Annotated in this window: 7 protein-coding genes and 3 pseudogenes; 2 read left to right on the top strand and 8 right to left on the bottom strand. The window is 51.7% G+C overall.

Translation table 11 applies throughout. The features are described 5' to 3' along the window. The 4 genes from LG31_RS20495 to LG31_RS0112820 all read right to left on the bottom strand — a co-directional run. Positions 1–646 (bottom strand): DUF1028 domain-containing protein (locus tag LG31_RS20495; protein WP_161785985.1); only part of this gene is annotated, 646 nt, incomplete at its 3' end. Positions 647–1,200: 554 nt separating this feature from the next. Beyond that, on the bottom strand, positions 1,201–3,696 hold the full coding sequence (locus LG31_RS0112840; protein WP_152598390.1) for a hypothetical protein: 2,496 nt from the start codon (positions 3,694–3,696) through the stop codon (positions 1,201–1,203). A gap of 104 nt (positions 3,697–3,800) precedes the next feature. Beyond that, positions 3,801–6,695: an inverse autotransporter beta domain-containing protein gene (locus tag LG31_RS20155; protein WP_161785984.1), complete on the bottom strand. Its 2,895-nt coding sequence runs from the start codon at positions 6,693–6,695 to the stop codon at positions 3,801–3,803. A 365-nt stretch (positions 6,696–7,060) separates the two neighbouring features. Beyond that, positions 7,061–7,519: a hypothetical protein gene (locus LG31_RS0112820; protein ID WP_152598388.1), complete on the bottom strand. Its 459-nt coding sequence runs from the start codon at positions 7,517–7,519 to the stop codon at positions 7,061–7,063. A gap of 357 nt (positions 7,520–7,876) precedes the next feature. Between LG31_RS0112820 and LG31_RS0112815 the strand changes: the two genes are divergently transcribed. After that, entirely contained in the window at positions 7,877–8,923 is a 1,047-nt protein-coding gene (locus LG31_RS0112815; RefSeq protein ID WP_033114862.1) for an IS630 family transposase, read from the top strand. Between the two features lie 11 nt (positions 8,924–8,934). Here LG31_RS0112815 and LG31_RS0112810 read toward each other — a convergent pair. The 4 genes and pseudogenes from LG31_RS0112810 to LG31_RS20995 all read right to left on the bottom strand — a co-directional run. Then, positions 8,935–9,724, bottom strand: a pseudogene (locus tag LG31_RS0112810) (IS5 family transposase). A 133-nt stretch (positions 9,725–9,857) separates the two neighbouring features. Beyond that, positions 9,858–10,303, bottom strand: a pseudogene (locus tag LG31_RS20490) (transposase family protein); the annotation flags it as partial. 8 nt (positions 10,304–10,311) lie between these two features. Then, positions 10,312–11,274, bottom strand: coding sequence for an IS1595 family transposase (locus tag LG31_RS0112805; RefSeq protein WP_050513460.1), 963 nt, complete (start codon positions 11,272–11,274; stop codon positions 10,312–10,314). Positions 11,275–11,394: 120 nt separating this feature from the next. After that, positions 11,395–11,527, bottom strand: a pseudogene (locus tag LG31_RS20995) (IS3 family transposase); the annotation flags it as partial. A 435-nt stretch (positions 11,528–11,962) separates the two neighbouring features. Here LG31_RS20995 and mobI point away from each other — a divergent pair. After that, on the top strand, positions 11,963–12,538 hold the full coding sequence (gene mobI, locus LG31_RS0112800; RefSeq protein WP_033114861.1) for a conjugative transfer protein MobI(A/C): 576 nt from the start codon (positions 11,963–11,965) through the stop codon (positions 12,536–12,538). The last annotated feature ends 203 nt before the right edge of the window (positions 12,539–12,741 follow it).

Raw genomic sequence — 12,741 nt, 5'->3', positions numbered from 1 at the left:
CTTTTATATACGCATTGGTAGTACCTGCAGTGTAGCTGGCACATCCTGCATCACCGACAGTTTTTTCATCAGCCATTGCAGCGAAGGTTGCCATCAATCTGGTCTCAACGCCACCCTCACTACTGGTAAATGCATTTTCAAGGAAGGTCAGCGTGCCACTCTTCAAACGATTGCCAGAAATGACATATGAGATAGAGCCAACACTGCCAGTGACAGATTCAGCAACAGATGACAGCTTGCTCCCATTGTAAAAATCGGATGATGTGACAATCCCATCTTTGGCAATCGCGGCATATTGTCGTTGCTCAGGGAGCTTGATCGATGCGTCATTTTTTAGGGCGGTAATAACTGATGAGGCATCCTTACCTTCATTCAGTAATCGATTAGCTTTGGCTAATACTGCTTCATTGCGATAAAGCAAACCTTGATGTTGGAATATTCCATGAGCAGGCACAATCATGTTGGTTTTATCGAGCAGGGTCATTGGCACAGTCTGCCCGTTACTGGCCAGGCAACTTCCAAGAGCAACGCCCATACGATGATGGCTGGTGTCAACTGCAATAATTGAATATGTTGCATTAGCCGCAATTGGAAACAACGAAATGATAAGTGCTTGTGCAACACGGTTTAATCCATTGGACATCATCTTTCTCACCTTCCCTCGCATTAACAGCTGAAGTGTGCGTTCGCGTACCCACCAAAATCAATAAGCGTTAGTACTTCACGATTAATTTAAAAATGGATGAGCAGGCTATATATAAGACCGCGACAACACAAGCCCACAAAAAACTCAAACGAGGCTGTAAATAGCGACGAGCTCTGATTATTATTTAATATTAGGCAAAGCATTTTATTATGTTGGTGAGTTGATGGGGCTGCGATACATGCCTGAGAACATACCGGCTAGCAACTGCGTTGGCTGTGATAACGACTTTACTCAAACCGTCGGATTAACAGCATAGGGCAAGCAATCAAAAAGCATACTCGATTGACCACCCATCATCGCTACCACAATTCAATACTGCAGTCGCTATCCCAGACCGTTGTGTTGTCCGCACTCATCAAGAACCGAGACCAGATCCTTTAGTGACCTCACGATTGGCAGGGCTCTACCGTTCTTAACTCCATAAAAAAACCGGCACAGGGTTAGCTGTGCCGGTTGATATCAGTTACTTAACATGATCCCGTATATTACACCACTCAGGATTGCGGTTTTACGCACACTGCCGGGGTGGTCATTCCATCAGGATTGGGTGAGCCGCCACCGTAGATAACGATATCTCCTGTCTCCAGATAGACAGTACGGTAATCCGGTTTGGCCACCTCTTCCGAGGTCCAGTAAAGATGGTCTTGGGGCCAATTCCCCGGTCTCTTGACCTTACCCGCAGAGATTGCAACCAGCTCGGCCGAGCCGGGCAGACGCCAGCCCGCCCCCTTGGCACTGCAACCAGCGCTTGCTGTGGCCCAGGTGTGGTAAATATTCTCAGATTCCCTTGGCGCTGGCAGATAGAGATAACCAAGCTTGCCATGTACCAAATCAAATGACTCCGATTCACCTGATGACTCATCCTCCAGCACAATACCGCCTTCGAAACCTTCGGTACTAGTGTTGACAACCACAGAGGTGTCGGAGTAGCCATTACCATCATTTTCCACATACTGCGTCTTTAAGACAATGACACGGCCCACATCGCTTTCCAGGATCTCGTAAGCCGGCACTTTACCAGCCTCAGTGATCGTTTTTGCTGTAGCACTATTCCAGCTGTAAGTTGTCTGGTCTTTGGTTCCTAGTGTCGGAGTAAAACTGTAAGTGGCAGATAGCAACTTCTTCGGACGAAGGCCTGCGCCCTCAATTCCATTGTTATTGAGTGTGAAACTTGGTTTTACAGGTTCAATGGGAGTGGTTACCGGATCATAGAAATAACCATTACCATCGGGCCCAAGCCCAAGGGACTCCATAGATACCACCTGAAGATCTCCCCAAATGCCGCCATTATTGAGAGCTTGAAGCTCTATCGATATATAATCATCCATCTTGAAGCCGCCGCCCCAACTTATTGCCTGATGCAAGGTCTGATAGGGGCCATATCGTGTTACTTTATCTGTCGCTCTTTGTTTACCGACCCACCAGTAGCGAATTTCTTGTACCGGGTATCCGCCGTTGGCAAGAGCTGTCACATTATCAACGCCAAAAGTCAAAAAAGTCCTCATAGTACCAAAACCAGTCACGGCAGCAGTATTGACCGAGGGTTTGGCTGATGGATTGGTTACGACCTCTTTACTCCCCGAAATACGAGGGATCCGAACACTACTCACTGAGGTCGCAGGCACGCCATATGGACTCATTCCGAATACCAGCAACTCCAGCTCTTCGCCCGCCCATTGAGGAGGAACGGTAAAAGAAGGGATTGTGTACTTTGAGGCGTCCGCGGGGTCCACAAACACAGCCCCGGGGTAGTGATTAATCCACGCCTGTTTCTGAGCATCAGTATCGTCCCGATAAATACGATAAGCATATCTAGTTGATTGGGCTGGACTCCCGCCATTCGGTTCATAGATATAGCTTGCTTGTAGAACTGTCCCTACAGCTGGAGACACTATCGGTGCACCGGACCAGGTTACGTTAAGATTGCGGATAGCAGGCACAGCAGCCACGTTCACAACAGACCCAAAGCCCCCCCCCAAATCAACCTCAGCACCTTTCACACCAGCGCCATTAACCGGGGTCAGGTAGTGTCTGACACCACCATATATACCCGTAGCCACGGTATACGCAGGAATGGCTCCGCCTATCGTTTTGCCAGAAGCAACTACCACCCCCCCTACTGTCGTCCTGTATTCAGACTGATCCCCTGCGCCCCCCCCTGCGCGATCCAGCACATACGGGACAGCAGCCAGATTAGGATCACCATGAGTAGGTGTAGGTGTAAAACTGGCAATTACAGGTGGCAAAGTTGGATCATAGATATACTCATCAGATTTCAGTACCACGATCTTGCCCTTGCCGCCATAGTGGCTCAGCGGCTGCACCGCCAGCTCAACCTTACGGCCAGCAAGACCTGTCATCGGGAAATCAGCGACCACCCCTGAACTGGTCAATGTTCCTCCCCCTGCCAGCAGCTTGCTCTCAGCCTGACCATGGGGGGCAAAAATGGCACGGGACACATCATTACCAATCCCGCTATAGGCATAGGTACCGGTGAGGGTGTTGTTCACCGTGTAGAGACCATCTGCCTCCTTGACTGTCATCGACAGATCCCGCGCCAAAGGCACGGGCGGAGCAACAACCGCAGCCAAACAGGCAGGCACTCCCTGACTTGGGAGCGTGGTTGCTTCATTGGTTCTGGGCGTGACACACGCCTGCACGCGCTTATTGATGGCAGCTTCGGGGATTGTTGCCAGCGTTGCGCTCTCGGCACCGGAGATCGGTGTCGATATGTCATCGTCATCAACAATGGACCAGACATAACGAGAGCTCTGTTCTGCATCACCATCGCCATCGCTGAATCGCCATTCCAGCGCTACCGACTCGGTCCCAATTGGTGCAGGTGCAAACTCCAGTGCGGATGCAACCGGTGCATGGCCCTGGATCGGAGCACTGGGAGTAGAGGAGATCGCAAGCAATGAGCCAGAGACCCCCGATAATATTCCAGCCAGCATCAAGGCTGACGCCCACCTCTTAACTTTAAATTTCATTTCAATCTCCATACCACGGCGTTGAAAATGGGATAATTAGCCCCTCCATAGGAGCATGTGTTGATGCCACTAACGCAGCTTATGCTTTAACGTTACACGGCCGTTCAAGATGCGCTGTCAACTTTTGGGGTTAAATCCACGACCAATTGGCCATGCTGATCGCCAGCGGCAATCGTGTACCTTGATAAACCATCATCTCCCGTGACAGGCCGTGACTCACCGGCAACAACCAGCTGCCAGGCATAGGCAAAACGGGTTGGATCGCAATCGGCCAGCAATACGGACTCAGTGCAACTCAAACTGGCACGCCATGTAGAACCCACTATCGGAGTCGATTCATCCGTGCCATTCGGGTGGATCCCTGCAATCGCAACACTAGAATAGGCTGGCCCCCCGCTCTGACTGAGTGCCACCGTCACACCAGAAAAATCGGAGCTAAAGGTGGTCGCAACACGCTGGTTGCCGCCGCTGACAGAGGCTCTGACATGAGTGGTTCCCGCACGCGTATTGACCAGTGTCATGGTGGCTATGCCATGTTCGTCTGTGATGGCCATCTCGGCAGTCAGGGTTGCGCCGTTATCCGCCTCAAAGGTCACCAGCTGACCAGACACCGGCTCGCGAGCGGGCGTTGTTACCAGAACGGTCACTTCATTGCGCTCGAGCCCATTAGCAATACGGCCATCCTTACTCACGGCAAGATTGCCATCGAGAATGGTGACGCTGGCACCATCCACTTTGAAGTTGGTGGTTTTGGCTTTGGTGGGCGCATGCTTGCCCACTTGAGCCGTCACCAGATTGTCACCCGCGACCGTACTGAACAGCGCCGTCGCCGCAATACCCTTGTCGTTGGTTACCACCACCTGCGTCTGCTTACCGCTTATATCGCCAAAGCGTGCATCACCGCTGGTCACCGTGAAAGTCACAGCAACACCCTCACCGACCTGGTTGCCTGCTGCATCCTTGATCGTCGCACTCACCGCGTTGCTATCCCTGCCATCAGCAATCGCTCCCGTCGCAACGGTGAAGTCCGTCGCCTCATCAGCAATCACCGCACTACCGGCATCCACCACGAAGGTCGTCATCGCGCTGCGGCTCAAGCCATTTACCGTCGCCGTCACCTCACTCTGCCCCGCCCGGGTGCTGGTCAGCGTCGTAACCGCCACACCGCGCTTGTCGGTCAACACCGGGCTGACTATCCGCGCATCGTTGCTCGCAGCGAAATCCACCGACACGCCCGCAACCGGGTTGCCATTGGCATCGGTCACCACCGCCTGCACGCTGTTCTCGCTCACCCCATCGGCTAGCGCGTTGTCACGCACCACAGCCAGCTCTTCGTGCTGCGCCGTCCCCTCGTCGGCCACAAATGCAAAACGCTCGCTCGCCTTCACATCGTGTGCAACCAGGGTCGCCGTCACCTCTGTGTGAGCCGCTCGGGTACTGGTCAGCACCGTGCTGACCTGACCATTCTCATCCGTCGTCAGCATCTGCGGCTCATGACCACTGCGCGCCGCATCATCCACGGCACTGAACGCAAGAGCGACGACTTCGCCCGCCACCGGCACCAGACCGTTGGCTACAAACACAGTGATACCAATCTCGTCAGCACCGTTCGCCAGTGCCGTCGGCTTGCTCACCGCCAATGTCGTAATCGCCGGGCGAGCCGCTTCGCCGCCATCCAGCATCTGGATAACCAGGGTCGCACGCTCGGAGCGATTCCCCTTCTTGTCTACCGCAACCGCACCAATGGTGTACGCAGGCAGTACGCCCGCCGCCACGACCGGCAACGTCACCCGCAAAGTGCCATCGCTCTGACTTTCCAGCGCGCCACCATCCATCTCCAGGGTCGCGGCATCCCAGTTCACCCGGTCAAGTCCATATTTGGCCACCACGGTCGGCGTCACCGTCATCACGCCACCCGCCACAGGATTACCACTGGCATGCAGCGCCACTGTCACCAGCGTCTGCTTGCGATAATCCATCACGATGGTGTTGTTACGCTCAACCAGGTCATAACGGCTGCCCATCAGGGTGCGTGACTGACCAACACTGGCACCATCAAGCTGCTTGGAAAGCGGCACACCCAAACGCAGGTTCAGGTCCATGCTGACCGAGGTGTCATGGGTTGAGCCCGAATGCTTCTGACCGACACCAAATGTGAGCAAAGAGAAGGGGGTGTATTCCAGGCCGTAGGAGAACGCTGAAGGATTCACGGCACGGTCACTGGTACTCGCCAGCGCAACCTCGTCACCGTAATATTGCTCAAAGGCTGCATTGGCACCCAACTGAGGATAGGAAGGCAGATAGGCCTTCAGGCGCACATCAAAGCCGTTGGCCGGACGCTCGTTATAATCCGCCATAGAGTCCAGACTGGATTGCTGCCAATCATTCAGACGCACATAACCGTTGGCCGACAATTTCAAATAATCGCGCCACAATTCAGCACCCAGGCCCAGACGACGGTTATTACCGGTCAGGTCATAGTCATAAAATGAGTTAACACCGAACATGACCTCAGGCTGAAAGAAACGCGCGCCCAGACCCGCATTAAAGAAAGCACGCTCTTCATCAGCGCGCGCACCAAGCTGGGTATAAAAGAGGTAATCCTTGCCTTCCAGCACGGACAACAGAAAATCAAAAGACCCCTTGCCGGCTGAATTCAATGAAACAGCTGCAGTACCAAACTGCCCCATCCAAGAATTAATGGCACCATTGACCGCAGACTCACCCATCGAAATAGCACGAGATTTTGCCTGGTCACCGATATTGGAATTGGAAAGAAGTTGGCCTGACTCCACAGCAACAGTTGCCATGGCCTTTTCAAACGCTTCGGCTTCAAAGGTATTGGCAGTGGAATTGGCTAAACTGCCAAGGTCAGGCAATTGTTGGGTAATATTGACTACAGCCTCTTGATTTGACGAAGCCACCGCCGCACGCACCACTGGGGTAAATGCCAGTGCAAGCGGATATAACAACTGCAAGACGATATTGAGCCAGACCAAATAAAATCTTGCTCGAGGAATGCCCCCCCCCCCTATACCCTCTGATTTTACTGATCTGGCCCACCTTGAAACAGGGTGCCTGCTCGAATGACTCATATTGATGTTCACCTACTACCGTTTTTATTGCTGGCATAGCCAGGCCACGTTCGAGCAGCCAAAGCAACTCGGCCCAGAACAATGCATTCGGAGGCAGATAAAAACCAAAAATAAACAAAAATAAAAGATAAAAAACAGTAAAAACAATAAGTTAATGGCACACTGCTCACTCACAACAACAACAACAACAACAACAACAACAACAACAACAACAACAACAACAACAACAACAACACAAGGAAGCTACCACGCCAAATCCTGAAGAACATCTAGGCTGCGATAGTTTGAGTAGATATCAGATCTCTAAGCAACGCTGTACGCATACTAGACAAAACAATAGATATAAACTTATAAGATAAAAATGCCACCCCCAACATCACAAAGTTGTAAACGGACACAGAGTTAAATTTTATTGAAAACATATTTATTAGGCACATTATAGCAACCCAAGCACACGCTTTATTTATTCTCTTTATTTTCTTGATCGCCTCCTCCTTCGTATCGGCAACCACTATATCTGCAACAACATCCCATCCACGACTATTGTGCACTGCAAAAAAATCGAGAAATTCATCAGTTTTGTTTATCTTGTTTTCGCATGCATAGAACTCCCAGCCTTTTTGCCGAACAATATAGCACTTAAGACCTCCGAGCTGAAAACAGTAATCATCTACATCAAGTGATTCATCAAACTCATCCTTTACTCTTAACCTTCTCATCACACTCACCTACTCTTCTTTTGCCATTGCACAACCAAAAGCCACAATAGAGTTCAATCAAGGAAAATCAAAAAAATAAAAGTAAATCAAGATAAATAAAAAATAATAAGAGATCGAAACCTCAAGAATCCTGGAAATAAAATTCGATTCTGTAAATTAGTATTTCTACTTGGAGCAGGGACGTTGTTTCCTAAATAAAGCTGAAACAGTCCAAGCCCCAGTTAACCGCAACCCTCGGGGCTGTCTAACGGGCGGTCCTAAATAGCTGTTCCGAATAGTAGATCACCGGAGGAAGGGAACTCAGTCCAGTTTGTGCGATCTGATTAGTCGCCAAACAAAACAAGCCACACCCAAAGGACTGAGTTGATGCCTATCCTACCACCCCTGCCACGACCACAACGGCGCCGCATTCACAAAATCATCCATGCCACGCGTGATAAAGGGCATGCTCGTCGCTTGATGGCCATCTTGCTGTTACATGAAGGACGCACGATCACTGATGTTCATCACCTTACTGGTGCTGCTCGCTCGACCATCGGTCGTTGGCTTCGGTGGTATCGGGATGAAGGCGTGGACGCCTTGGAAGCCTTACCGGCTGGCCGTGCCCCGGTCTTACCTGTCGCCAAGATTGTCACCTTATTGGTGCTGCTCATGCAGTTTTCCCCACAAGATTTTGGTTATCAGCGCAGCCGCTGGTGTACCGAACTATTGGCTATCAAAATCAATCGGTTAACAGGCCTCAACATGGCAGCCTCCACGCTCCGCCGATGGTTACCTCGTATGGGTATTGTCTGGCGCAGGCCCGTACCAACCTTGCGGATAAAAGACCCAGCCTATCAGGAGAAAATGGCGAATATCGACGCGGCACTGGCCCGCTGTGATGCCGATAATCCGGTGTTTTATGAGGATGAAGTCGATATAGACCTCAATCCCAAATTAGGGGCCGACTGGATGTTCAGAGCGCAGCAAAAGCGGGTTGTCACACCGGGACAGAACGCCAAACATTACCTGGCAGGCGTTCTCCATGCAGGCGTTCTCCATGCAGGCAACGGAAGAGTGCTTTACGTCAGTGGGATAAAGAAAAACTCATCCTTGTTTATCGCCATGCTGGAAAAGCTACGCCACCACTACCGACGAGCCAAAACCATCACGCTGATCCTCGATAACTACATCATTCACAAAAGCAAACAGACCGAGCGATGGTTGAAGAAGAACCCCAAGTTCTGCCTGGTATTCCAGCCAGTTTACAGTCCTTGGGTTAATCACATAGAACGGCTGTGGCACAAGTTGCATGAAACCATCACGCGCAATCATCAATGCAGAGGGATGGCCAACCTGCTGGCTCGAGTGAAACACTTCATGGATACCGTATCTCCTTTCCCCGGGAATGGCTATGGCACAGCGAAGGTGTAGCACTATTAGGATCAGTTATTTAGAGTGTTCAGTTTGTTTATGGCGCTGACATACGCCATGACATCTCCCACTTGGCCATTGTAGTTTCGCAGACTGATTTTCCCCGACAGCAACTGCTTGAACCTATACATTGCCGTCTCTGCCAGCGAGCGACGGTGATATCCAGATATCTTCTTCCAGTGCGCCAGCCCATCCTTGCGCATCACCAGCACGGCCTCATTTCTTGGGTGTCCCTTTTTCCATAATCCCGCGCTGTTTCGAGGCGGGATACTGGCTGCCGCCCCTTTGCGCGAGATAAGCTGATGGCTAGCTTTGCTGTCATAGGCGCCATCCGCATAAACATGTCCCAGCTTGCGCCGCAGAGGGTTGAGCAAGGTAGGCTGCACCTCTGCATCATGGACATTTTCCAGCGAGACTTCCGCCGCCACGATCTCATGGGTCACTGGGTCTAGCGCCAGATGCAACTTGCGCCAGACTTGCCGTTTCTCGGCGCCGTGTTTTCTGACCTTCCACTTACCTTCATCAAACACCTTCAGGCCAGTCGAGTCGATAAGCAGGTCGGTAGGGCTTATCGATAAGCCTCCGTCACCGTGCGTGCACTCTTGCTGGCACAGCTATGGTCCGGTGTGCACAATGGCACATTCATCAACTCGAACAGGGAATCGAGTATCCCCTCAGTCACCCACGGCACGAGGTTGAAAATCCCCTTGAGCATCAGGAAGGCACAGATGGTCTGGTCAGTGTAAAACAGGCTACAGCCTCGGCATCAACCCAGAAGGTAAATGAACCACGGTTAAGCAAAGACTTGTTTTATTTAGGCCAGTTGGTGATGGGGTGAAGCAACGTGCCCATGATGCAGACTTGAAGAGGATGGTGGTGATCAGATCACCGCGTTCTCAGTTATTACCATTCAAGCTGTAGCGATTTTGGCAACAACGCCTTTCACGGCCAAGTGAGCATCAGGCCTGCCGGACATCGCCCAGCCAACGACTCGTCGAGTGTGGAGCTTTAGCACCTCGGCTTGGTAATGCCAACAGCTGACTGCCCATACGTAAGAGATGTCGCCACACCACATCTGATTGGGTTGCGAAACATCAGATTCTGGGCCCAGTAGATTGGGGATGTATGGTCGTTCAGACTGTGCAACTTTATAACGGTATGCGCCCGGCTGCTTGGATGCTAACCCCACCTACTTCATCAGGTTACGGACTTTGAATCGGCCAATCTGATCCCCCAACGCCCGTATCATCGACATCAAGGCGCAGCTACCTCGGCTCGCGTGAACAAGTGGCGCAACTCGCTACACAGCTGCATGCGCTCACGGTTAATCGTCCACCTGCGTGCCAGATAATCGTAAAAACAGGATGTGGGGACATCGAAAAGAAAGGCTATGTCCCAATTACGTGTTGCATGGGGTGCCCCAGCGCCTCATGCAAACACGCTTTGATATTCACTCCCTTCCCGTAACGCTCCAGCATCCTGCGCCAACCCAGATAGTTCTTCAGGTAGTGCGTCGCCACGCCATGGAACCGCTCCATCCACTCTTTCAACCGATGGTGATACCCGTTCACGTGTTGGATGTGATATGCACCGACCACCCGTTCGCCTTGGCGATTGTGCACTACCTGATGGGTTACGCCCTGCTCTTTGCTGAAGCAGGCATACACACCCGCACCATCGCTACACAGCACCGCATCCGGTGACACCAGCGGCTTCAAGACCGCGATGGCCGCCTCGGCATTTATTTTCTCCAGCTGAAAATCCGCATGATGGCCTGCCCGGTCTTGCACCACCATCACCGGGATGTAATCCGGCCCGGTTCCTCGGGTTCGCCCCTTGCCACCACGATGCCTTGGCGGACGTGGTAGTCCCCGTTGCCCCTTGAACGATTCGAGGAAGAAGGTCTCGTCTACCTCAACGATGCCCTCTTCTCGGGTGGCCTGATGGGTTGCCATCGCGCGCAAGAAACGGTGACGCCAGAGGCAAGCGGTATTTTTGCTGACTCCGCAACGCAGAGCTGCCTTGCGGACGGTCAATCCTTCGATGATGGCTTGCGCGTAGTCTTCCCAGCACTGTGCTTTACGCAACCGGGCCAGAGGCGTCTTGGTGAGGATGGAGCTGGTGCGCAGACACAGCTTGCAACGGTAGCGGCGCAGTCCCCGACTCCAGCCCCAAGGTGCCAGCTGAGTGGCATCGGCCTGACAATGTGGGCAAGCGCTACATGCAGGGAGTTGGGTATTCAGGGAGGTAATAGCGTGTGGCGCTGAGAGTTCCTGCTGGGCAACACGACGCTGGCGCAGGGTAAGCAGTGGAAAGAGAGACAACAGGTGTTGAAAGGCTGGGGTATCCATGATGGTAGACCTCAAGGTGATGGCCTACTTCAAGATTAGCCTTTCAACACGTAATTGGGACAGAGCCAAAAGAAAGCGCAGCAGACCAAGGTGATAGGTACTTTTCCCTACTCGGTCTATCAGCGCTCTACTGGTTGGGGTTGTGCCACGGCATTCGGATTGCAGTGGCACGACCCAGCGACGGAGCACGGTTTCAGTGACATCCAGTGAATGGCTTGCTTTAGGGGCCAGAATCCCCTTGGTCAAGCACCATGGATGCAGCTTAGCGTTTGAATTGGCCTGTAAATGAGCGGCGTTATTTTGTCATTGAACACTTCTGATCTTGGTGACGACTGTACCACCTGAAATGGTGTACGGAATGATTAGACCATTACCAACGCAAAATAATAGAGGTTGCAAATTGTGCCACATTGAGAGCAGCAATACTGCTGAAGGTCCCACATGATCTATGGATAGCTCCAGCCCTACAGCCCAACAACGACACATAAATACTTGGTACTTCATAACTGCTAGGCCCCACATCAGATAGGGTATTGGAAAGGGATTGAAGAGGTCTTTTGGGGTGAAAATAATTACCTTGGGACCTGAAATATCGCTCAAGGTACCCAAAAAGGGCAGATCAAGAGCGCAGGTTTTTGCAGCCTCTTGTTTAGCATCTGGGTGTCATCACCAAGAAAGAGGAGGATGCATGACACACCAGAAGATTTTCCGCATGGCAGAGGCATGGCGAACAATCAGTCGCAAACAAACGACTCAAGCTGATCGGGATAACGCCACCCGTATGGCACTACAGCAGTGCGGGGAGTACCTCATCGCCATCCATGGCATGGCAGAGGTTGAACAGAGACGCTACGAGTTTTTAGCGAATCGACTTTGCGACCGTTTTTGGCAACACAATCGAGCACACAGAGGTAAACAGACCTCTGGTTATCCAGGTCATTTCGGTTGCAGGGCACGAGTTCGTCAATTCAAGTTGGAATGTCACTGGTATTACAATCAATTCATTGAACAGCCAAGAGGATCAGGGAAGCACAAGGTTCTTAGCCATTACCTACCCCGAAATGGTCGGTTTTCATACTATAAATCGACATTTACCCCTGCGCATGACTGGGAAAAACCAGTCATTTTGGCGATAGAAGAAGGCTTTACCCTGATACGCCAACTCAATGATCAGTTGATGCAGTTGCGTCGGCTTTCTCGCAGCAGTCAACGTCTACTAGGCACGCTGAGCCAGCACCTTGATAAGATGGAGCTTCTCTCATGACTCGGTTATCAGCTCAAACGCATTACAAAAGCAGCCCCGGTTTCTGACAGTCACCGTGTAGGTAGTTTCTCGTACAGCCCTTGGGGTATTAATGAGCTATCAGTCATGATGGCATCGAACTGCTCTCAGGGGCTATCTATATGAAAAACAATAAAAAGCCAGTCAACTCGCAGGCCCAGCACCACCAAGTGCCACTACCGAGC

The organism is Aeromonas lacus (genome assembly GCF_000764665.1).
In the GTDB taxonomy this organism is placed as follows: domain Bacteria; phylum Pseudomonadota; class Gammaproteobacteria; order Enterobacterales; family Aeromonadaceae; genus Aeromonas; species Aeromonas lacus.
Note: the sequence above shows the minus strand (reverse complement) of the source record. Positions and strands in the feature narration are given on the sequence as shown.

Coding starts and splice junctions, on each gene's coding strand:
- LG31_RS0112840 (WP_152598390.1), bottom strand. CDS start 3,696: ATGAAATTTAAAGTTAAGAGGTGGGCGTCAGCCTTGATGCTGGCTGGA.
- LG31_RS0112815 (WP_033114862.1), top strand. CDS start 7,877: ATGCCTATCCTACCACCCCTGCCACGACCACAACGGCGCCGCATTCAC.
- LG31_RS0112805 (WP_050513460.1), bottom strand. CDS start 11,274: ATGGATACCCCAGCCTTTCAACACCTGTTGTCTCTCTTTCCACTGCTT.
- mobI (WP_033114861.1), top strand. CDS start 11,963: ATGACACACCAGAAGATTTTCCGCATGGCAGAGGCATGGCGAACAATC.